The organism is Paenibacillus agri (genome assembly GCF_013359945.1).
Lineage (GTDB): Bacteria > Bacillota > Bacilli > Paenibacillales > Paenibacillaceae > Paenibacillus_AQ > Paenibacillus_AQ agri.
Window position 1 is genome coordinate 133,041 of record NZ_JABWCS010000208.1, and the last position, 21,956, is coordinate 154,996.

Below are 21,956 nucleotides of genomic sequence, written 5' to 3' on the forward strand. Positions count from 1 at the left end.
AATACTGAATCAACTCCTTGAGAACTGGGAAATTAAAGATTCCTGAACTTCAGTAAGCGTCACTTTTTCATTGACCTTCTGTCTGGTGAACTCCCAAATGCTGTCGATATAATGGATCGACTCATCGATCTGGGCATTAGAGCCTTGTTGATAGGCTCCGATATTGATCAAATCTTCTGAATCCTTATACACGGCCATGAGCCGCTTCACATTCTCTGCAGCCGCTATCTGCTCTTCCGGAGCGATATCCTTCATAACACGGCTAATGCTGGCGAGCACGTCAATGGCTGGAAAATGTCCTTTGTTAGCAATGCTACGGTTAAGCACAATATGACCATCCAATATTCCCCGAACCGCATCTGCGATCGGCTCATTCATGTCATCCCCATCCACCAGCACTGTGTAGAACGCCGTTATTGATCCGGTTGGACCTGTCCCTGCACGTTCCAGCAGCTTCGGCAGGCTTGCAAAAACGGAAGGGGTGTACCCCCTCATCGCCGGCGGCTCGCCGACTGCAAGTCCCACTTCGCGCTGAGCCATCGCATAGCGGGTAACAGAGTCCATCATCAGCATGACATTCAGTCCGCGATCGCGGAAATATTCGGCGATGGTGGTAGCGATCAATGCCCCTTTGATGCGGATCAGCGCTGGCTGATCCGAGGTAGCTACAATAACTACTGAACGCTGCAATCCTTCCGGACCCAAATCACGTTCAATAAAATCAAGCACTTCCCTGCCCCGCTCTCCAATGAGCGCGATGACATTCACATCTGCCGAGGTATTGCGGGCGATCATGCCCATCAGTGTACTTTTTCCGACTCCTGAACCCGCAAAAATCCCAACCCGCTGTCCTTTGCCAATGGTCAACAGCCCATCAATAGCGCGCACTCCAATACTGATCGGTTCATGCACACGTGGCCGGGTCAGCGGATTGGACGGAATATTAAAAGTCGAGCTATGAGGCATCCGGGCCGGTATTAGCGAGCCATCAAGCGGCTGGCCAAGGCCGTCAAGCACCTTGCCGAGCAGTTCGGAGCCAACTTGAACACTAAGTGGTTTCCCTGTACCGACTACGTCACAGCCTGGACCGATGGACTGAAGCTCACCCAGAGGCATCAGCAATACTTTATTATCACGGAAGCCCACGACCTCAGCCTGCAATGGCTTACTGCCCTTAGTCGGGTAGATGTAACATACATCTCCAATGCTGGCGTCTGGTCCTTCCGATTCCACCATAAGACCAATAACTTGCGTAACCTTACCGTTAATTCTGACCGGATCGAGATTACGAAGTTGCTCTTTGTAACGTCCACTGTCAAGCATACTCTTCACCACTTCCATGCTCCTCGGTATCCAGCGCGATTCGTACCAGTTCTTTCTTTATCTCCGAAAGCTGGGTATCGATACGGGCATCAATACTGCCAAAGGAAGACCGGATCACACAGCCCTGGTCTTTTACCGTTGAGTCGGGCAAAATCTGTAGCTCTGCTTGAGAATCCACCGCGAGCGCCAATTCCTCTCTAGCTGCATTCACAAACGCGAACTGTGCAGGTGACACACAGAGCGAGATCAATCCTTGCTCGCGCTTACGCGCCAGATTCTTACGAATTAGTTCCATTGCGAATTGCGGCTCCAAGGTCAACTGCTTGTCCACGATCTTCTCAGCAATGTCACAACTCAGTTCTACGAGGAAAGGCTCAGCCTCCTGAATAATAACGTCTCTTGCCTTATAGGCTTCTTGCAATACTGCCCTGGCTTCTTCCATCATCTCGGCTAACTTCCGCTGCATCTCTTCCTCTGCCTTCTGGATGCCTTCCTGATAGCCTTGCTGAAATGCCTCGGATTTAACTGCCTCTACAAGGTGCTCATCCTGCTCCCGACGTTGCCGCCACCACTCTTCGGCTTCCGCCTGCGCCGCTTCCACAATGGACTCGGCCTCAAGGGAGGCATCTCGCACCTGGCCTTCGGCAAACTCCTTCGCATCCTTCAGCATTTGCTTGCGGGCCTGCTCCGCCTCTTCCTGTGCGGGATCCTGATAGTGGATTTCTCCAGTAGATTCCTCCGGATCGGGTTCTTCGGTAAGGCCGGCATAATGCCGGGCCTGTTCCAACCTCTTGAGTACATCTACCGGAACATATTGGGAGTGTTTGATCAGCTTAGACAATTATGTCATCTCCTCCACCGCGGGCAATAATAATCTCACCGGATTCTTCCAGTCTGCGGATCGTACCAACAATACGAGTCTGGGCTTCTTCCACATCACGCAGCCGCACCGGACCCATGTACTCCATTTCCTCGCGGAATGTTTCTGCCATACGTTTGGACATGTTGCGGAAAATAACATCCCGAACTTCCTCGCTGGCCACTTTGAGGGCGAGCTGCAAATCTGCATTCTCGATATCGCGGATAATACGCTGGATCGAACGGTTGTCCACGTTGACAATATCCTCGAAGACAAACATCCGTTTCTTGATTTCTTCAGCAAGCTCCGGATCCTGAATTTCCAAGGAATCCAGAATCGTGCGTTCTGTACCGCGGTCTACGCCATTCAGGATTTGGACGATGGACTCTATGCCACCAGCGTTGGTGTAGTCCTGAGTAACCGTCGCCGACAGCTTTTGCTCAAGCACTCGTTCAATCTGGGTAATGACTTCTGGAGAAGTACTGTCCATGACGGCAATTCTCCGTGCAACCTCTGCTTGTTTCTCCTGTGGTAATGAAGACAGGATCGCCGCAGCCTGCTCAAATTGAAGATAGGACAAGACAAGTGCAATGGTCTGTACATTCTCGTTCTGAATAAAGTTGAGAATCTGGTTGGGATCTGCCTTCCGAGCAAAGTCGAACGGCCGTACCTGCAGCGTAGCTGTCAGACGGTTGATAACCTCCAGTGCTTTCTGCGAGCCCAGTGCTTTCTCCAGAATCTCCTTGGCGTAATTAATACCGCCTTGTGAAATATATTCCTGGGCGAGACAAATCTGGTGAAATTCCGCCATAATCGACTCTTTTTCACCGCTATCAACCTTACGCACATTGGCAATCTCCAGCGTAAGCTGTTCGATTTCATCGTCCCTTAAATGTTTGAATATTTGCGCCGACACTTCCGGCCCAAGTGTGATTAGCAGAATTGCAGCCTTTTGGCGACCGCTAAGTGTCTGCTGAGTAGCTTTTGCCATTAATCAGTTCACCTCTGTTCGTCTGCAAGCCATGTACGCAGCAGATTTACGAATTCGTCCGGTTTCTTTTTGGCCAGACTCTCAAGCTGCTTGCGAACCTGGCTTTCATTCGTCACGCTCTCCAAATTAATGGAAGGAAACTCAGTCGGAACTTGCAGAGGAATATCTTCTTCCTCTTCTTCTTCCTCGGCTCTGTTGCGTCTCCGATAGATGAAGTATCCCACTCCGGCACCCACAAGCAGCGCAGCGGCGCCAATGGCCCAAATCATCCATTTAGCAAGTCCGGTAGCAGCGGCTGCTGCAGTACTGGAACCAAATGGTTGCGAGAACACCGAAACTTTTTTAGCCAACTCTGCGTCTGTATAAGTAACCTCAGAACCAGCCAAGGATGCCCGTACAACATTGACCAAAATGTTCTGGATAGCAGCTGTTGTTGGCTGATCCAAAGAATTTTGTCCATCAGGTGGTTCAACTGCAACATTAATGGTTAAATCTTTTACAGAGTACGGACTCGCAACGATATCTTTAGTGATTCGGTTCACTTCAAAGTTTCTAGTCTCCGAAGATTCATCCGAAGTCGACTGCCCCGTACCTGTTGCAGATGGGAATCCGGCAACATCCTGGGAACCCGTACCAGCCACGCCACCCGTAGTGTTACCTTGACCGGAATAAGAGTTGCTGATAATCTGGGAACTGATCTCGATCCCCTTCATATTCTCAGTATCAACCGGTGCGACAAGATCTTCCTTTCGGCTCTCCTTGTCGAAGTTCAGCTTGGACATGACGAGTACATCTACCTTTTCAGGTCCCATCAGTCTGCTAAGAAATTGTTTAACATCCTTTTTGACATCTTCTTCGAATTTCTTCTGCAGCGCAAAGTTCTCTTCCACCTGATTGGAGACTCCGCCTTGGCCGCCTTTGGCCGTTGGCATCAGCTCAACCTCATTGTTGGCGATCGTAATGTTCTCAACTGGCAGATTTGGCACAGCAGTCTTCACGAGATTGAAGTATCCGTCAATATTATCCTGGCTTGGTCTGAATCCAGGTTTAAATGTAAGTACAACGGAAGCGGAAGCCTTCTCCTGGTTAGCCTGTGAGGCAAATACCGTCTCTTTCGGCAAATTGACCAGCACCTTGGCATCCTGAATGCCTTGCATCCGTTTCATCAACTGCTCTACTTCACCATTCAGAGCGTTGTTATATTTCACATTAAACTCACTGTCTGTTGTACCGATCATAGACGAGTTCTCGTCAAAGATTTTGTACCCGATGGAGCCACCCTGCACAATTCCCTGCGAACCGATGTCCACCTTGATCCGTGCTGCCTCCGTACTTGGTACAGAAATGCTCTTTCCGTCAGGACTCAACCGGTAAGGTGTTCCTTTGGAGTCCAGATAGGTCATGACTGCCGCGGAATCCGTACTGTCCAGATCCCTGAATGCAACTTCATATTCTGTCTTGGACAACTGCATCGTAAGAACCACAATAATTACAATAATAATGCCAAGTGTAGCAAAGAATAATATCTTCTGTTGGTTGCTGAATCTGTTCCAATACTGGGCTGCTTTTTCCCGGTACTGGGCAAATCTTTCATTCACAGTGTCACCCCATCCGAAACTAAGCTAGGATTATTTAGATTTGAGTTCTCATAATTTCCTGATAGGCCTCTATCACCTTGTTCCGGACTTGTGTCGTAAGCTGCAAACTAAGCAATGCCTGTTGCGAAGAAATCATTGCCTCGTCCACGTTCACTTCTCCGAGAATAAACTTGTTACTCATCTCTTTCGACTGCTGCTCTTGGGCAGCCACTTGATTCAATGCATTTTCCAGGTAAGAGCCAAAGCTTTGTGTGTCATTCACTGCCGGACCAGATGAAGATTGTGATGCTGCCGGTTTAAGTGCAAGCTGCTGAACTCCCTGTGAGCCTATAGCTAGATTATTCGGTATCAACTATGTTCCCCCTTGGTCAAATTTACGGTTAGCGTCCGATTTCGAGCGCTTTGCTTACCATGGCCTTCGATGCATTCAACATCGTTACATTCGCTTCGTAGGAGCGAGATGCAGACAGCATGTCCACCATTTCCTTAGTGATGTCCACATTCGGCATATACACATATCCATTCTCATCTGCATCGGGATGACTTGGATTGAATACCGGCTTGAACGGAGAAGAATCGTCCGTAATGGCCTGGACGGTTACACCCTTGACGTCACCATTCATCTTATTTTGAAGGATGTCCGAGAACTTGTTGCCTTCTGCTGTCTCCAGAACGACCATCTTCCGCCGATAAGGAACAGCCTTGCCATCCACTACCGAAGCTCTTGTCGTTTCTGCGTTGGCAATATTCGAGCTGATTACGTCCATCCGCAACCGCTGAGCGGTTAATGCAGAAGCACTTATCCCAAAACTGCTACCAAAGTTCATTGAGCATTATCTCCCTTCAACAACTGAGCGCATCATCGTAAATTGGCTATTCAACAGCCCGACATATGAATTGTATCTGAGCTGATTTTCAGCGCTTAAAGCCATCTCTCTGTCAACATCTACGTTATTGTTGTTATTGTTCATTGAGGTGGTTTGATCTGTGCTGTAGACGGAAGCCGGTACGATCTTGTTTGAACCGAATTGAAAATGCCGGCGATCTGTCACTCTAGCGTTCAGATCCGACTGAAGCCCAAGCTCTTGCTGCTGAAGAATACTCTCAAATGAAACATTGGAGCGTTTGAAATTTGGTGTATCGACATTGGCCACATTATTAGCCAGCACAGATTGTCGTTGATTAGCAGCTTCAATGCCTCCCTGCAATCGTTGAAAACTGACACTATTCAGCAATCCCACGGAAATCCTCCTTCCAAAAGCTTTCGTAATAAAAAGAATTCCACAGCAACTTTACGAATCCCTTCTTGATTCGACAAATAAGTCCAAAATAGTGCCCAATGTCTGGTTATAGGTCGAAAGTTGTCAGTGGTTTATTCCACTAGCGATCTCACATACTTTGATTCTCTTAGAATTTGTATATTATTACAATAAGAAATAAGCCCTATCTTTTCAGAAAAGAGAGGGCTTAAAGCACAAAAATGCTATTTTATTACATTGCTCCTTATATTAAAAATAATATTCTTCATATATTTACATAATATTCCTCGAGATCGAGGAGATATTGCATATTTCTAATTCCAACTACCTAAATTCGAATAATCTCGAATGCTGTCAATTTAAAGAATGTATTGGCTCAAATCACGATCCTGGGCAATACCCGATAGTTTGTCACGAACATATTCCGGAGTGATTACCATTGTATCCAGTGTCAGCTCAGGCGCTTCAAAGGAAAGATCCTCCAGCAGCTTCTCCAAAATGGTATGCAAACGGCGGGCACCGATATTCTCCATGTTCTGATTAACAGACGCTGCAATCTTAGCGATTTCCTCAATGGCTTCCTTCTGGAACTGCACTTCGATGTTCTCTGTCTGGAGCAAGTGAACATACTGTTTGGTCAATGCATTCTCCGGCTCCGTCAAAATAGATACAAAATCCTCCAGCGTCAAGCTGTTCAGCTCAACCCGAATTGGAAAGCGCCCCTGAAGCTCAGGAATAAGGTCTGACGGCTTAGCAATGTGAAAAGCACCTGCGGCAATGAAGAGCACGTAATCGGTCTTCACAGGGCCGTATTTGGTCATCACCGTTGATCCCTCGACGATAGGTAAAATATCACGCTGCACGCCTTCACGGGAGACATCTGGACCCGAACCTTTGCCTTGGCTAGCTACCTTGTCAATCTCGTCGATAAAAATAATCCCGGATTGCTCGGCTCTCGCCACAGACTCCTGGATTACATCATCCATATCAATCAGCTTGGAAGCTTCATCCTGGATCAACACCTTGCGGGCTTCCTTAATCGGCAGCTTGCGCTTCTTGGTGCGTTTAGGCAGAAGGCTGCCGAACATTTCTTGCATGTTCATCCCCATCTGCTCATTACCCTGTCCGGCAAACATATCCATCATATTAGGAGATGCGTCCTCTACATCCACTTCGATGATATCCTCTTCCAGTTGCCCGGCCAGAAGTTTGAATCTGACCCCTCTACGGCGTTCGCTGAGGCTACTGTCCTGCTCGGTCTCCTCCTTGGACTCATCCTGGCCCCCATTCCCCCCAAAAATCATCTCAAAGGGGTTACGCTGGGATTTGTTCTTGGAGGAGGAAGGCACCAGAATAGAAACGATCCGTTCGTTAGCCAGCTCTTCCGCCCGGTCCTGAACCTTCTCGGTCCGTTCCAGCTTCACCATCCGGATGGCAGTCTCCACAAGATCCCGAACCATGGACTCTACATCACGGCCGACGTAACCAACCTCGGTAAACTTCGTAGCCTCGACCTTGATGAAAGGCGCATTGACCAGCTTGGCCAGACGCCGGGCGATCTCAGTTTTACCCACACCGGTAGGTCCGATCATCAGAATGTTCTTCGGAACAACTTCATCACGCAGTTCTTCGGCAAGCAGACTGCGCCGATACCGATTGCGGAGTGCAACGGCCACGGATTTCTTGGCCTGCTTCTGACCTACGATATATTTATCCAGCTCAGCTACGATTTGGCGCGGGGTTAGCGATTGATTCACCATCGTGACTTCCTCCATCTCTTCTATGGCTGCTATGCCTATAATTGTTCAACAATAATATTGGAATTCGTATATACACAAATCTCGGATGCAATCTGCAAGGCTTCCTTCGCAATCTCTGCCGCAGTCAGATTCGACGCGTGACGTTTAAGAGCACGACCAGAAGCTAAGGCAAAGTTGCCGCCCGAACCGATAGCCAACACATCATCATCCGGTTCAATGATCTCTCCGTTACCGGAAATCAGCAGCATGCCTTCCTTGTTCATCACAATCATTAGTGCCTCCAGCTTGCGCAGGACACGGTCCTGACGCCAGTCCTTGGCCAGTTCTACTGCTGCGCGCTGCAAGTTACCGTGATGCTCCTCCAGCTTACCCTCAAACTTCTCGAACAATGTAATAGCGTCAGAGACAGAACCTGCGAAGCCAGCAATGACTTGACCCCGATAGAGGCGCCGTACTTTTCTGGCTGTCGTCTTCATAATGACGCTTTCTCCGAATGTAACCTGGCCGTCGCCGGCTATCGCCGCCTGACCGTTATGTCTTACTGCACAAATTGTAGTTGCATGAAAGCTGGGAATCATGATTGCTGCCTCCTTATCAAGATAAGCTCTCTTCCTCTTCTTGGACTTCGCTGATCTCAGGTTCGATATAATTCAATTGTTCACGAATTGCGTATTCAGCCAAGCTATCCAGCGCACGGTGGGCCAGCAGCTCGTTCTTTTCCTTCTTGTTGCGAATTTTCTTTTCAGGCTTCGGCAACAATCCAAAGTTAGCATTCATCGGCTGGAAGTGCTCTGGGTCGGCCGAAGTGATATAAGCAGGCATACTACCAAGCACACTATCCCCAGGGAAGATCAGACCTTCCTGTCCCTTAGCGGCTCTGGCGGCGTTAATACCAGCGATTAGGCCGGAAGCTGCCGATTCTACATAACCTTCTACACCTGTCATTTGACCGGCAAAATACAGCCGCTCATGACCCTTCATCTGATAGGTAGGATGCAACAGCTTAGGCGAGTTAATAAAGGTGTTGCGGTGCATAACGCCATAACGAACATACTCCGCATTCTCAAGTCCTGGAATCAGAGAGAACACTCGCTTTTGCTCGCCCCATTTGAGATGGGTTTGAAACCCTACAAGGTTATACAGCGTTCCTGCCGCATTATCCTGACGCAATTGCACAACGGCATAAGGCAGCTTACCTGTATGCGGGTTAACCAAGCCTACTGGCTTCATCGGCCCGAACAACGCGGTCTGTTTGCCACGTTTCATCATAATCTCAATCGGCATACAGCCTTCAAAATAAATCTCTTTCTCAAATTCTTTAAGTGCCGCTGTTTCTGCAGTGATCAGCGCATCATAGAAGACATCAAACTCCTCTTCTGTCATCGGGCAGTTCAAATATGCCGCCTCACCTTTGTCATAACGGGAAGCCAAATAGACTTTGTCCATATCGATAGAGTCCTTCTCGACGATTGGAGCAGCCGCATCATAGAAGTAGAAATATTCTTCTCCCAGCAGAGCCTTAATCTCAGCGGACAACGATGGGGAGGTCAGCGGACCAGTCGCAATGACAACGATCCCTTCCTCCGGTATATGCGTAAGCTCTTCATTTATAACCTCAATGAGAGGATGATTGTGCAAAGTAGAGGTAATCTCGCCGGAGAAACCGTCGCGATCCACTGCAAGCGCACCACCAGCCGGGACCGCATTCCGGTCCGCTGCTCCCAGAACAAGCGAATTTAAGCGGCGCATTTCTTCCTTCAATACGCCTACAGCATTGCCTAGTCCGTTGGCGCGCAGCGAGTTGCTGCACACCAGTTCGGCAAATTTGTCTGTATGATGGGCCGGAGTCTTCACAACCGGTCTCATCTCATATAATCTAACCGGCACCCCTTGCGAGGCAATCTGCCAGGCTGCTTCACTACCGGCCAAACCGGCACCAATTACTGTAACTCTCGAAATATCCGTCAACTTCTTTTCCTCCTGAACCTATTATTCTGCTAATTCTTCGTTGTCGCTATCATTGTCCAGAACTGCTTCTGTATGATCACATGAGGTACACTGCAGCTTGACCCCTTGTTTGTTGCGCTTCTCTACCATCCAAGAACCGCAAGCAGGACAAGGCTTCAAAGACGGACGATCCCAGGAGACAAAATCACAACCCGGGTACTGATCACAGCCGTAGAAGACGCGACCCTTCTTGCTGCGACGTTCTACTACTTTGCCCTCATGGCATTTCGGACAGTTAACGCCAATATCTTTGACGATTGGCTTCGTATTCCGGCAATCCGGGAATCCCGAACAAGCCAGAAACTTCCCGAAGCGGCCAAGCTTATACACCATTGGCTTGCCACATTTTTCACAGAGCTCGTCGGAGACTTCATCCTCGATCTCGATTTCTTTCATTTCTTCTTCAGCGAACTCCAGCCGCTTCTCGAAGGATTCATAGAACTCAGCCAGTACCTTCACCCAGTCCTCTGAGCCTTCCTCCACATGGTCAAGATCGCCTTCCATGTTGGCTGTGAATTCAACGTTCAGAATCTCCGGGAAGAATTCCTCCATCTGCTCGATGACTAATTCACCCAGCTCTGTCGGCATGAATTTCTTCTCTTCAATGGCCACATAACCACGCTTCTGGATCGTCTCCAGCGTTGGGGCATACGTACTTGGACGCCCTATGCCCAGCTCCTCCAGCGTCTTAACGAGCCTTGCTTCCGTATAACGTGGCGGCGGCTGTGTAAAATGCTGCTTCGGATCGATGTCTTGTGTATTCAGGTGATCTCCTGACTGAAGCGGCGGAAGGAACTTCTCCTCATCCGTCGTGCCGTCATCATTCCCTTCCACATACACTTTCATGAAGCCGGGGAAAGATACCTTGGAGCCCACAGCACGGAAAATGGCTGGTCCTGCGGCAATATCCACCGAAAGCGTATCCAGCAGGGCTGAAGACATCTGGCTGGAAACAAACCGTTCCCAGACGAGTTTATAGAGACGGAATTGATCACGACTCATGAACTCCTTTACTGTCTCAGGTTCACGCAGAGCGGAGGTTGGACGAATCGCTTCGTGCGCATCCTGGGCTCCAGCAGCCTTCTTGGAATATTGACGCGGAGATTCTGGTACAAACTTCTCACCGTACTTGGACAGAATCAGTTCTTTTGCTTCTTCTTGCGCCGTCGCCGAAATCCGCGTAGAGTCCGTACGCATGTAAGTTATAAGACCAACAGTACCTTCTTTGCCTAATTCCACACCTTCATACAGCTGCTGAGCTACCGACATGGTCTTGGCTGCCCGGAAACCGAGCTTACGAGCCGCTTCCTGCTGCAATGAACTGGTGGTAAACGGCGCAGAAGGATGACGCTGCCGTTCCTTTTCCTTTACCTGACTAACTGTAAAATCGGCTCCCTTGATCGCCTGAAGAACCTCCTGAACATCACTCTCTTGGTTCAGTTCTTTCTTCTCACCGTTCAGCTTATGGAACTTAGCTTCAAAGTTCGTATCGCGGATACCAAGTTTGGCGGTAATGCTCCAATATTCCGTAGGAACAAACTCACCGATCTCGTTCTCGCGGTCCATAATAATTTTGACAGCAACCGATTGAACCCGTCCGGCAGACAAGCCTTTTTTGACTTTCTTCCATAATAATGGACTGATCTTGTAACCCACAAGCCGATCCAGAATCCGGCGAGCCTGCTGTGCATTCACCAGATCCATGTTGATTTTCCGCGGGGTCTTGAATGCGTCCTTAACGGCTTGCTTGGTGATTTCGTTAAAAACCACCCGACATTCTTCGGTATTATCCAGATCCAGCGCATGGGCCAAATGCCAGGCAATAGCTTCTCCTTCGCGGTCCGGGTCAGCCGCCAGATATACTTTTTTCACTTTTTTGCGGGCATCCTTCAATTCTTTCAACACGGAGCCTTTGCCACGAATAGTAATGTACTTCGGGTTGAAGTCATTCTCGACCTCTACGCCGATCTGACTTTTAGGCAAGTCACGAACATGCCCCATGGATGCTTTAACAATATATTTACTGCCCAAATATTTGCCGATCGTCTTCGCTTTCGCGGGCGACTCGACAATAACCAATGTATCCGCCATAATACGTCCTCCTCATTAACACTAAAACCTTCTATACAAGATAGCCCCTCTACCCAAACCTTTATACTGCGGTCTTCTTCAAAAATTGGCGGGGACCTTCGAAAATAAATAAGTTCCTTCGAAAATACAAGGAAGATTCATCATCATGATGTCCTCTTATATTTTTAAATAATCTTATAAATGGCACCCGGTAATTGTGTTACCGCTTTTTTTATGATTAAAGATAACAGAACTGAATGCAAAAGTCCAAAATCCCACTGGCTTCTCGCTAGAAGCTCATCCAAGGTAAAGGGCCCCTGATGCAGTATATGGTATAGTTGGGACTCCTCTCTTGTCAATTTCTTTTCACCGGGCCCCTCTTTGTCCAGAGGTTCAGCATCCCCGTTATCTCTTGTATTTACTGGAGGTTGAGGCAGACAAAACTGATATTCTTCAACAATATCTGCACTGCCTGTGACAAGCTTCGCCCCCTGCTTAATCAAATCTAGCGCCCCTCTGCTTTTGGGAGATGTAAGTGGTCCTGGAACAGCAAACACATCACGCCCTGCCTCCAAAGCTGCATCAGCTGTAATAAGCGAACCGCTGCGGCTGTCGGCTTCCACTACCACGGTTCCAAGGGACAGACCCGCAATAATCCGGTTGCGCCTTGGAAAGAGACCCGGGTGACTCGGCGTCCCTAAAGGGTATTCGGTCAGCACCAGCCCGTCTTGTGCAACGTTCCGCAGCAACTCCCGGTTCTCGGGAGGGTAGACCTTATCCATTCCCGTTGCTGTCACAGCAATCGTACTTCCGCGACCTTTCAGGGCAGCTTTATGACAGACGCTGTCGATCCCTCTGGCAAGACCACTGACTACCGTCAGACCGGCTGCACTTAATTCGCCTGCCAGCATTTCACCAACCTTGATACCGTATGCAGTAGGCACACGGGTGCCCACCATGGCAATTCCAGGGCGGGATAACAGTTCCAGTCGTCCGCGATAGTATAGTATCCAAGGGGGCTCTACCGTTTCTTTTAACATAGCGGGGTAATCCTCATCCAGTATAGTTACCAGACCAATTCCTCTTTCTTCTATTAAAGAGTGTCTCTCGGCGATCCATTCGGGTGTATATATGGAGGCAAGGGCAGCCGCCACTTTCCCGTTCAGTCCGATGCGCTCCCAATCCTCAGGAACACAAGCAAATGCTTTTTCCGACAATAAACCGGCAGCACAAATCTTATCAATGCTCTTCCAACCGACCCCCTGAACCTCATTCAGACCGAATAATAAATCACGTTCCTTCATTTTGCACTCTCTCCCTTTTAATGGAAGGACCGACCTCCCTATTTTGTGACACACCGCTTATAATTGCAAGTCCTCTCTACAATCCCGGATTTGCGCAAATACGCAAAAAAGCAACCTTCCATTCCCGCAGGAACAAAAGGTTGCTTACCTCTGATCACATTATACACGAAAGAACCCTGCAGCGCAGAGCCTTTCATGTACATATTATTAACGTTAAAATAAATGCTAGTGAGTGGTAAATGTACTTAAAATACCGCGTTCTTCAAGCACGCTTACCAAAGTAGAGCCCATCTCTGCCGGAGTCGGCGCCACTTTAATTCCGCATGCTTCCAGAACAGCGATCTTCTCACTGGCTGTACCTTTTCCGCCCGAAATAATGGCACCGGCATGACCCATCCGCTTGCCTGGAGGTGCAGTAGCCCCGCCAATAAAGCCGACTACCGGCTTAGTCATATTATCGCGAATCCAAACCGCTGCTTCTTCCTCCGCTGTACCGCCGATTTCACCGATCATGACGACCGCTTTAGTACCCGGATCTTCATTAAACAACTTCAAAATATCAATAAACTCCGAACCTTTGACAGGATCACCACCGATACCTACGGCAGAGGATTGTCCAATTCCCCGCGTAGTCAGCTGATGAACCGCCTCATAGGTCAAAGTTCCACTGCGTGAGACTACGCCGACATAGCCCGGCAAGTGGATATAACCTGGCATTATGCCAATTTTGCATTCTCCAGGGGTAATGACTCCAGGACAGTTAGGCCCGATCAGGACTGTGGAACGGCCTTCCATATAACGCGATACCTTCACCATATCAAGTACCGGAATCCCCTCTGTAATACAGATTACGAGATCCAGTTCCGCATCTACGGCTTCCATGATAGAGTCTGCGGCGAATGCTGGCGGTACATAGATTACACTAGCGGTTGCACCTGTTGCCGCTTTGGCTGCGACTACAGTGTCAAATACCGGCAGACTGACCTCTTCCCCATTCTCCAGCGTAATGTTGACCGTCGTTCCGCCTTTACCTGGCGTTACACCACCAACCATCTGGGTTCCGTAATCCAGCGCGCCTTTGGTATGAAACAAACCGGTCGAACCCGTAATTCCCTGCGTGATCACTTTCGTATTTTTATCTACAAGAATGCTCATTCTTCGTCACATCCCTAATCATTTTGTCAAATACGATCCACTGCGAAACCACTCCGCAGGGCTATTATTATACGAGAGAAACAATCTTACGGGCCCCATCCGCCATCGAGTCGGCAGGTACGATATTCAGTCCCGATCCGGCCAGAATCTCCTTACCTAGTGCCACATTGGTACCTTCAAGACGCACCACCAGTGGTTTGGTCAATCCGAGCTGCTTGGCAGCTTCCACCACACCGTTGGCAATGACATCACAGCGCATGATACCGCCGAAGATGTTGACGAAAATTCCGTTAACCTTAGCATCGGACAAAATAATCTTAAATGCTTCAGTAACTTTCTCAGTAGTAGCACCGCCCCCTACATCGAGGAAGTTGGCGGGTTCTCCGCCATAATATTTAATAATATCCATAGTAGCCATAGCCAAGCCCGCACCATTCACCATACAGCCAATATTGCCATCCAGGGCAATGTAGCTAAGGTCGTATTTAGAGGCTTCGATCTCTTTCTCATCTTCTTCCTCCAGATCACGAAGCTCCAGAATGTCCTTATGGCGGAACAGAGCGTTGGAATCAAAATTCAGTTTGGCATCCAGCGCCATAACATTTCCGTCACCTGTAACGACCAGCGGGTTGATCTCCGCAATGGAGCAATCCTTATCCACAAAAGCCAAATATAGCGCTTGCATGAACTTGACGGCTTTATTTACCAATTCGCTCGGAATGGCTATGCTGTATGCAAGTTTACGGGCCTGAAAGGTCTGAAGCCCTACTGCCGGATCAATAATTTCCTTAAAAATCTTCTCGGGATGTGTAGCGGCAACTTCTTCAATCTCCGTTCCGCCCTCCTCGGAAGCCATCATTACGACGCGGCCAGTTCCGCGGTCCACAACAAGTCCGATATAATATTCCTTCACAATTTGGCAGCCCTCTTCGATGAGAAGCCGTTTCACCACTTTACCTTCCGGGCCGGTCTGATGAGTGACAAGTGTCTTGCCGAGAATCTCAGCAGCATAGCTGCGAACCTCATCCAAATTCTTGGCCACCTTCACGCCGCCAGCTTTGCCGCGTCCACCTGCATGAATCTGAGCTTTCACAACTACCACCGGGGTGCTCAGTGATTCTGCGGCTGCGACCGCTTCTTCCACCGTATAAGCTACTTTTCCGTTCGGTACGGCTACGCCGTACTTCTTAAGCACTTCTTTTCCCTGATACTCGTGGATATTCATTCCGGAAGCCTCCTAAAGTGTTGCGGTGACCGAGCAGGCAGCCTGCAGTCATTCCGCTTTCCGTTTTGATTGCCGCGATGCCCGGGTTCAGGCCGGTACAACAGTTCACTTGCCCGGAGCAGGTAGAAACGGATTAACCGCCCGTATGGACGGCTTGCGTTTCTGCGGGAAACATAAGGTCTCATCTAAGACTTAGCTTACATATAACCTATATGCCCAAAAAGGAAACCCAGAATATTGTAACACGTTTTTGAAACGCTTTCCTTAAAATAATTCATAATTTATACACACATTTTCGCTTGGTTTCATGCCGGAATGCGAACAATCATCTTGACTTCATTCCGCTACTATTTCTTGGAAGCACTCGTATTCGCACTATGAACACGCCCCAGCAAATCTTTGAACTGAACCAGAAGGTCTCCCAGTTCTTTCTCAGACATGTCCGTACCTTCCATCATTTTACTTGGAATACAAGCTGCTTCCTTCTGCAAATCCCATCCGAGCGGTGTCAGGGAAATGAGTACCTTGCGCTCATCCTGAAGCGAACGCTCCCGCAAAATAAGCCCTGCCGCTTGAAGACGCTTCAGGAGTGGTGTCAGCGTGCCGGAGTCCAAAAACAGAGCTTCACCCAGTTCCTTCACCGTGCATTGTTCTCGTTCCCATAACACGATCATTACGAGGTATTGCGAATACGTCACGCCTATTTTGTCGAGATAAGGCTGATACAGCTTCGTTATCTCACGTGAACAGGCATAAATGGTAAAACATAGATGATTATCGAGCAAAAGCTCGGTGTTTGTTGACTTTTCTTGCATATCTCTTCACCCACCTTATAGAACTATTTTATCATAAATCACTCTCGATATCATAATTATTGCAAAAAATAGTTTGACTATTATTTTATTTGTGTTAAATTAAATTGTGTACAATATATAAATAACGGAACGGAGAGATTTATAATGATGACTATCCAACAAAAAATGTATGAAACAACAGTAAAAGCGGTGGGTGGACGAAACGGCTATATCGAATCCGAAACTCCAAAGCTTAACTTGAATATCAGCACACCACGTGAATTGGGCGGTGCTGGCGGTGAAGGAACTAATCCTGAGCAACTGTTCGCTGCAGGATATTCGGCTTGTTTCGACAGCGCGCTGAACATGGTAGCACGACTGGGTAAAGTAAAAATCGAAGGCAGCGAAGTCACTGCAACTGTAAGTTTAGGCAAAGTGGAAGATGGCGGCTTCGGCATCGCAGTCAAACTGGATGTTCTTGTAAAAGGCGTTGACCACGACACCGCAGTTTCTCTTGTAGAAGCCGCTCACGGTGCCTGTCCTTACTCCCGCGCTACCCGCGGTAATATTGCAGTGGAATTGAACGTACTGTAAGCAAGCTGGACTTATCTACCGCACCTCTTCAAAAAAATTAATCTTTGCCTCTGTTATGTAATATGCCTTATACGCTTGGAATCAGCGCGATACAAACAAGCCACCCGGAGTGCCGGGTGGCTGTTTTTGCGTTTCAAAGTTCTGTCTCTAGACTTTACTTTTAGTTACATTTAACTACAATGTTGATTTATTCCTCACTTAATTCCTTGAGAATCTTTTCTTTGGTTTGGTTTAATCGTTTCTCAGCACCATGTGGGTGTAGTGGTTCGCCCCAGGTGAATCCATCACCTTCGTACCTTGGAATCAGATGCATGTGGTAATGAGTAAGGTCATTAAATTGTCCTCCATCTTGACAAATCCTTATACCGTCAGGTTTAAACAAACTTTTCAAGGCAATTGAAAGTTTTTTCGAAGCATCCATAATAGCATAAGCAGTCTCTGATTCCATCTCTTCGACATCCCTATAATGCTTTTTGGGGAGGATTAGAGTATGTCCTTCATTAAATGGAGCAATATCAAGCACACAAGTAATAAATTCATTTTCATAAACAATATTCAAGTTGGGTTCAATACCGTTAGCGATTCTACATCCTAAACATTCCATGTACAGCATCACTCCATCCTACGCGGTAATTTTCATAGTTCTCATGGTATCGAAAGTTTGATCTGTCTTAAAGAACCATGCATTGATTAATATATCTTTCTTATTCGATTTAGTATTTTCAGATTCCTTGTTGTCTAATTATCGAAACCTTACTGTTCACTGCCTTCTGCTAAATTTACGAAACCTTATACATTACCCATCGTATAATTTGGATATCAACAACAGAAAGGTAATATTAACATATATTTCTATAATTATGCTTTTATTAATTAATATTTTGAGGGGGTAATTAAGATTTCTAAAAAACAATTGGCTCTAGGTATTGTTATTACGGCAACTTTACTATCTGGCTGTAGCTCTTCTGACGGTAAAGCATCGAATACAAACATAAACACAAATTCTAAAGCAAATACAGATTCTAACACAAATAAAAACACCATTGCTGCAGATTCAAAAAAAGAGAAGAAACTAAATGCATATGAAAAGACAGCTCTTGAATATGTTAATGTCTTTATGAACGGAACTGATCCTGAAGCCAAGAAAGCATTCATAACTGACAATATCCACACGGAGGCCCAGCCGATATTCCAATTACTTGCAGCTAAAGAGATCCCCGAATCTTCAAAGCTTCAAGACCCCAAAGTCCTTGAATCGCAAGATTATAAAGACAAGGAAGGCAAGAAAAACAAGATCGTCCTAATAGAAGGAACAAAATCATCCCTTCCTAACAGTGAAATAATCGTCCTGTTCGTAGACGAAAAAATAGTTTGGGTTACAAGTGCTACGGACAAGCAAACATTTGATGTAGTTAGGAAAGAATTTAAGCACCCAATTCCTGAGAACTCTTCTGTAGAGAATTCTGCTACCGATCCTAAAGCTACACTTCAAGAAATTCAAAATTTTATTGTTTCAGACATTTGGAATACCGGATTTGTTGATATAAGCTGGTACCTCGCCGACGGAACAAGCAGTACAGGTGAAAGCCTGGATATTGATTTTACAATGGAGCAATTAGGGAAAGCCATCGACAAAAAATCAGAGTACGATAAATACATACAATCTCTTTCCGACGAATACAGCTCGGTTAAAAATACTTGGGGAAAATTATCTGCTGAAGTGGATTTCTTGTACCAGCAATTACAGTCTAATCCTCCAAAGGCCAACGATTCTAGCAATAAACTGGATAACGGCAAGCTCAAGCAGTACATGCAAGCATTCGAAAAAGATGTTTCTGAACTTACTAAACCATAAATAACAAAAGACCCTCTAGGGCACCTAAAGTGTACTTCTTAAAATAATACTGGACTACATGCTTGATTGATATATCCAGTAATTAGAAGAGGCCACTGAAAAACTACTTGTTTTATCGAAGCACAACAATTTCAGGGGGTCAAATATGATTCCCGGAACGCGAAACGAGCCGTAGAAGCCATTCTAGAGGCTCGTTTTTCTCGTGTATTTTTTGTAGAGTCTTTTTCAGTGGCCTCAATTATAATAAGGGGTGTTTTTCACGTCACGACTACAAAATCATTGCTTGCTTAGTTAAGGAGCGGACTTCAGAGTCCTTATTGCCTATACATCCAGCCATTTAGAAAGATAACGGACTCTAAAGACCCTATGGGCAGAAATCCCGTTCAGCTTTCGCTGTTTTGTAGGAAATAACGTCATCTGAGTCCGCTCCATCTTTCAGGACAACTTCATGTGAACATTAGCAGCTATACGGTCCGTTCGCTCCCATAAATAAACTCCAGCCTACGGAAGGGGTTACTGTTATGTAGATGGTTTGACCAGTTCCTTTTGAAAGCAATGTAGTTGTTGAGTCTTTTTTCTTGCTCTATAAGGAGAACTTAAAGATCCGAACGTAAAGCTCGCTCGTCACTTCAGTAGAATGTTTGGACTTCCGGTCGCGTGCTGTATAGAACACATTAACAAAGTCTAGAAGTTATTCCCGAAGTGCAATTAACGGCATTTTTGTACCTTAAATACTCTGCAGCTAAGACTTAGCGGCAACTAAGTGCAATATTGTAGCTTAAATCTTCCAGAATACCCCGTTCAGGGTACTTTTTCGAAAATTAAGATACAAAAATGCCCTTATTTACTTCTTTTGCCTATATTCAAGAAAAATAAGGTACGAAATTGCACTTAATTTGGGAAGTAGAACATTTTTCTCTGTTAAGATGACTGGTAAAGGGGAGGCGCGGTTTGCCCCTAAAGCCCTAACTTCACCAGCTACTGCATAGAAACCGGAATAATTAACAGTATCTTAGAATCACGTCTGATCTTCTGTTTGAATCTTCATTTCACTAATATAGTCAAATCAATAACTTAGGATTGGGAATCTTCCTCTACATTGTTATTCCAAGGCCGTCACCTGCCGGTCCAAGTTGCGGTATTGAACCGCTTCGGCGATGTGATTTGATTCTATGTCCGATGCTCCGGCCAGATCGGCGATGGTTCGGGCCAGCTTGATGATCCGGTCATGCGCACGCATGCTGAGTCCGAGACTCTCCAGAATGTCATATAGTATCACTGAACTTGCCGGACCTAGCTTGGCATACCGGCGCAAGGCAGCGCCGGATAATTCGCTGTTCCATGAGATCGGCAGCCGCTTGTATCGCTCTGCCTGAATGGCTTGGGCTGCAGCCACTTCAGCACGCATCTCGGCGGAAGACTGTACATGTCCCTGCCGTTCCCATTCTCTTGGACGTGGCACCTCCACTTGCAGATCAATTCGATCTAGCAGCGGCCCCGAAATCTTGGCCCGGTAAGCTGCAATCTTGGCTGGGCTGCACGTGCATACTTGCTGCGGATTCCCGCTTCCGAGAAAGCCACAGCTGCACGGATTCATCGATGCGGCCAGCATCACACGAGCCGGAAAAGTGAAAGCCGCCCGTGCCCGGCTTATCGTGACCACTCCATCTTCAAGCGGTTGCCGCAACACTTCAAGCACATTTCGCGAGAATTCGGGAAGCTCGTCCAGAAACAGAATTCCGCGGTGAGCAAGGCTGACTTCACCCGGCTTTGGCGTGCCCCCGCCGCCGATCAGACCTGCCGCCGAAATCGTATGATGCGGAGAGCGGAACGGACGGGTTCGCAGTAGCCCGTTTCCGGCATCCTTTAGCTTTCCGGCTGCACTGAAAATTTTGGTCACCTCCAGCGCTTCCCGTTCATTCAAGGATGGCAGAATACCCGGCAACCGCTTAATCAGCATGGTTTTCCCTGTTCCTGGAGGGCCCATAAGCATAATGTTGTGCATCCCAGCGGCTGCGATGATCAGCGCGCGTTTGACATGCTGCTGTCCCAATACATCACTGTAATCCTCAGTCATTTCGTTCTCTGTTACTTCAGAGTCGCGGGAAGAGAGGTTCCGGGGAGTATATTTAAGATGCTCCAGAGAAAGCACCTTTGTTGGCGGGCGTTCTCTTACAGCAGGACCATTAACTACGGTTACGGGAAAAGGAAGCTCTGCTTGGGGAGCACCCCCTCTGCCTCTGGAGTGAGCTAAATTGTCTGTGTCTGTGTCTGTGTCTGTGTCTGTGTCTGTGTCTGTGTCTGTGTCTGTGTCTGTGTCTGTGTCTGTGTCTGTGTCTGTGTCATAATGATTATCGCATCGTGCGGTGGTCATTAAATCAGTATATTGCTTGTCCCCGGCTGAATGAGCCTGCTGAATCAGCGTACTTCTCTTAATCTGTGCACTATTCTTAATCTGTGTACTATTCTTGATCTGAACGCTCTCTCCTGTATCCGGTTCAGGGATATCTCGCAAATGGTCAGCAGCGTAAATAGTCATTCCACTGATCAGCGCGGCTTCTGCAGCGTTGTCCCGGGACAGCAGCACAGACCGTAAACCGGCACTGCGCGCAGCCTCAACCATAGGCAGCACACCATTCACGGGTCTTATGCTGCCATCAAGTGCAAGTTCGCCAAGCAACAGCATTTCTGATGCTGTGGGCATGACAAGCTGACCGCTAGTCGCCAGTATGCCGACAGCGATGGCCAGATCAAAGGCAGAACCTTCCTTGCGCAGATCTGCGGGGGCCAGATTAATCGTGATCCGCTGCTGCGGATAGCGGTACCCGCAATTTTTAACGGCAGCACGTACTCGTTCCACAGCTTCACGAATTGCTGAATCAGGTAATCCGATAATAGTCGTTTGGGGTAATCCATCCGCAATATCGATCTCAACGCCAATCATGATGCCTTCTATTCCATACAAACAGGCACTATAAATCTTTCCGTACATAACAAAAAACACCTCTCCTCTTGAAATATGCCCTTAACAGGCGCTATCGTTTCAAGAAAATAGGTGCTTCCTAATTTTCCGGTAAATCCTATGATTTTCATGGTTAAGGTTCATTATAAATTCAATTGCTGTCCTTAAGCAATCTGCTTCTGAAGGTTGTCCCCATCTAA

The 21,956-nt window shown here is 47.4% G+C and carries 19 protein-coding genes; 2 read left to right on the forward strand and 17 right to left on the reverse strand.

What is annotated here, in order from left to right:
• Nucleotides 1-9: 9 nt before the first annotated feature.
• The 15 genes from fliI to HPT30_RS13910 form a co-directional block, all read right to left on the reverse strand.
• Entirely contained in the window at nt 10-1,323 is a 1,314-nt protein-coding gene (fliI, locus tag HPT30_RS13840; RefSeq protein WP_175371986.1) for a flagellar protein export ATPase FliI, read from the reverse strand.
• Nucleotides 1,316-2,164 carry a FliH/SctL family protein gene (locus HPT30_RS13845; protein ID WP_175371945.1) on the reverse strand — a complete coding sequence of 283 codons (849 nt, stop codon included), beginning with the start codon at nt 2,162-2,164 and terminating at the stop codon, nt 1,316-1,318. Before HPT30_RS13845 ends, fliI begins: the two co-directional genes overlap by 8 nt.
• Complete coding sequence (gene fliG, locus HPT30_RS13850; protein WP_175371946.1) at nt 2,157-3,173, reverse strand: flagellar motor switch protein FliG; 1,017 nt, start codon at nt 3,171-3,173, stop codon at nt 2,157-2,159. The genes HPT30_RS13845 and fliG overlap by 8 nt, the downstream gene beginning before the upstream one ends.
• 8 nt (nt 3,174-3,181) lie before the next feature.
• Nucleotides 3,182-4,771 carry a flagellar basal-body MS-ring/collar protein FliF gene (fliF, locus tag HPT30_RS13855; RefSeq protein ID WP_175371947.1) on the reverse strand — a complete coding sequence of 530 codons (1,590 nt, stop codon included), beginning with the start codon at nt 4,769-4,771 and terminating at the stop codon, nt 3,182-3,184.
• Between the two features lie 34 nt (nt 4,772-4,805).
• Entirely contained in the window at nt 4,806-5,120 is a 315-nt protein-coding gene (fliE, locus tag HPT30_RS13860) for a flagellar hook-basal body complex protein FliE (RefSeq protein WP_175371987.1), read from the reverse strand.
• A gap of 31 nt (nt 5,121-5,151) precedes the next feature.
• On the reverse strand, nt 5,152-5,598 hold the full coding sequence (gene flgC, locus HPT30_RS13865; protein WP_175371948.1) for a flagellar basal body rod protein FlgC: 447 nt from the start codon (nt 5,596-5,598) through the stop codon (nt 5,152-5,154).
• A gap of 6 nt (nt 5,599-5,604) precedes the next feature.
• On the reverse strand, nt 5,605-6,012 hold the full coding sequence (flgB, locus tag HPT30_RS13870; RefSeq protein ID WP_175371949.1) for a flagellar basal body rod protein FlgB: 408 nt from the start codon (nt 6,010-6,012) through the stop codon (nt 5,605-5,607).
• 377 nt (nt 6,013-6,389) lie between these two features.
• Nucleotides 6,390-7,790, reverse strand: coding sequence for an ATP-dependent protease ATPase subunit HslU (gene hslU, locus HPT30_RS13875; RefSeq protein WP_175371950.1), 1,401 nt, complete (start codon nt 7,788-7,790; stop codon nt 6,390-6,392).
• 35 nt (nt 7,791-7,825) lie between these two features.
• Nucleotides 7,826-8,368 carry an ATP-dependent protease subunit HslV gene (gene hslV / locus HPT30_RS13880; RefSeq protein WP_066362188.1) on the reverse strand — a complete coding sequence of 181 codons (543 nt, stop codon included), beginning with the start codon at nt 8,366-8,368 and terminating at the stop codon, nt 7,826-7,828.
• A gap of 16 nt (nt 8,369-8,384) precedes the next feature.
• Nucleotides 8,385-9,758 carry an FADH(2)-oxidizing methylenetetrahydrofolate--tRNA-(uracil(54)-C(5))-methyltransferase TrmFO gene (trmFO, locus tag HPT30_RS13885; RefSeq protein ID WP_175371951.1) on the reverse strand — a complete coding sequence of 458 codons (1,374 nt, stop codon included), beginning with the start codon at nt 9,756-9,758 and terminating at the stop codon, nt 8,385-8,387.
• Between the two features lie 21 nt (nt 9,759-9,779).
• Complete coding sequence (topA, locus tag HPT30_RS13890) at nt 9,780-11,888, reverse strand: type I DNA topoisomerase (RefSeq protein ID WP_175371952.1); 2,109 nt, start codon at nt 11,886-11,888, stop codon at nt 9,780-9,782.
• A gap of 164 nt (nt 11,889-12,052) precedes the next feature.
• Nucleotides 12,053-13,171, reverse strand: a complete 1,119-nt coding sequence (gene dprA / locus HPT30_RS13895; RefSeq protein ID WP_175371953.1) for a DNA-processing protein DprA — start codon at nt 13,169-13,171, stop codon at nt 12,053-12,055.
• 225 nt (nt 13,172-13,396) lie between these two features.
• Nucleotides 13,397-14,326 carry a succinate--CoA ligase subunit alpha gene (gene sucD, locus HPT30_RS13900; protein ID WP_175371954.1) on the reverse strand — a complete coding sequence of 310 codons (930 nt, stop codon included), beginning with the start codon at nt 14,324-14,326 and terminating at the stop codon, nt 13,397-13,399.
• Between the two features lie 67 nt (nt 14,327-14,393).
• Nucleotides 14,394-15,551 carry an ADP-forming succinate--CoA ligase subunit beta gene (gene sucC / locus HPT30_RS13905; protein WP_175371955.1) on the reverse strand — a complete coding sequence of 386 codons (1,158 nt, stop codon included), beginning with the start codon at nt 15,549-15,551 and terminating at the stop codon, nt 14,394-14,396.
• Between the two features lie 347 nt (nt 15,552-15,898).
• A complete protein-coding gene (locus HPT30_RS13910; protein WP_066362202.1) occupies nt 15,899-16,366 on the reverse strand; it encodes a MarR family winged helix-turn-helix transcriptional regulator in 468 nt (155 codons plus the stop codon).
• 144 nt (nt 16,367-16,510) lie between these two features.
• Here HPT30_RS13910 and HPT30_RS13915 point away from each other — a divergent pair, with 144 nt between their 5' ends.
• Nucleotides 16,511-16,939, forward strand: coding sequence for an organic hydroperoxide resistance protein (locus tag HPT30_RS13915; RefSeq protein ID WP_066362203.1), 429 nt, complete (start codon nt 16,511-16,513; stop codon nt 16,937-16,939).
• A 187-nt stretch (nt 16,940-17,126) separates the two neighbouring features.
• Here HPT30_RS13915 and HPT30_RS13920 read toward each other — a convergent pair whose 3' ends face one another.
• The gene (locus HPT30_RS13920) at nt 17,127-17,543 is read right to left on the reverse strand and encodes an HIT family protein (protein WP_175371956.1); all 417 of its coding nucleotides are present in this window, start codon (nt 17,541-17,543) and stop codon (nt 17,127-17,129) included.
• 309 nt (nt 17,544-17,852) lie between these two features.
• On the opposite strand from HPT30_RS13920, the gene HPT30_RS13925 reads away from it, so the two are divergent.
• The gene (locus tag HPT30_RS13925; RefSeq protein ID WP_175371957.1) at nt 17,853-18,794 is read left to right on the forward strand and encodes a hypothetical protein; all 942 of its coding nucleotides are present in this window, start codon (nt 17,853-17,855) and stop codon (nt 18,792-18,794) included.
• Nucleotides 18,795-19,896: 1,102 nt separating this feature from the next.
• Here the strand turns inward: HPT30_RS13925 and HPT30_RS13930 are convergent.
• On the reverse strand, nt 19,897-21,786 hold the full coding sequence (locus HPT30_RS13930) for a YifB family Mg chelatase-like AAA ATPase (RefSeq protein WP_175371958.1): 1,890 nt from the start codon (nt 21,784-21,786) through the stop codon (nt 19,897-19,899).
• Nucleotides 21,787-21,956: the final 170 nt, after the last annotated feature.

Bases quoted from the DNA above. Each gene is read 5' to 3' on its own strand.
- hslV (WP_066362188.1), bottom strand. From the start codon at position 8,368: ATGATTCCCAGCTTTCATGCAACTACAATTTGTGCAGTAAGACATAAC.
- dprA (WP_175371953.1), bottom strand. From the start codon at position 13,171: ATGAAGGAACGTGATTTATTATTCGGTCTGAATGAGGTTCAGGGGGTC.
- HPT30_RS13915 (WP_066362203.1), top strand. From the start codon at position 16,511: ATGATGACTATCCAACAAAAAATGTATGAAACAACAGTAAAAGCGGTG.
- sucD (WP_175371954.1), bottom strand. From the start codon at position 14,326: ATGAGCATTCTTGTAGATAAAAATACGAAAGTGATCACGCAGGGAATT.
- HPT30_RS13910 (WP_066362202.1), bottom strand. From the start codon at position 16,366: ATGCAAGAAAAGTCAACAAACACCGAGCTTTTGCTCGATAATCATCTA.
- HPT30_RS13930 (WP_175371958.1), bottom strand. From the start codon at position 21,786: ATGTACGGAAAGATTTATAGTGCCTGTTTGTATGGAATAGAAGGCATC.
- fliI (WP_175371986.1), bottom strand. From the start codon at position 1,323: ATGCTTGACAGTGGACGTTACAAAGAGCAACTTCGTAATCTCGATCCG.
- sucC (WP_175371955.1), bottom strand. From the start codon at position 15,551: ATGAATATCCACGAGTATCAGGGAAAAGAAGTGCTTAAGAAGTACGGC.
- hslU (WP_175371950.1), bottom strand. From the start codon at position 7,790: ATGGTGAATCAATCGCTAACCCCGCGCCAAATCGTAGCTGAGCTGGAT.
- HPT30_RS13920 (WP_175371956.1), bottom strand. From the start codon at position 17,543: ATGGAATGTTTAGGATGTAGAATCGCTAACGGTATTGAACCCAACTTG.
- flgC (WP_175371948.1), bottom strand. From the start codon at position 5,598: ATGAACTTTGGTAGCAGTTTTGGGATAAGTGCTTCTGCATTAACCGCT.
- topA (WP_175371952.1), bottom strand. From the start codon at position 11,888: ATGGCGGATACATTGGTTATTGTCGAGTCGCCCGCGAAAGCGAAGACG.
- fliG (WP_175371946.1), bottom strand. From the start codon at position 3,173: ATGGCAAAAGCTACTCAGCAGACACTTAGCGGTCGCCAAAAGGCTGCA.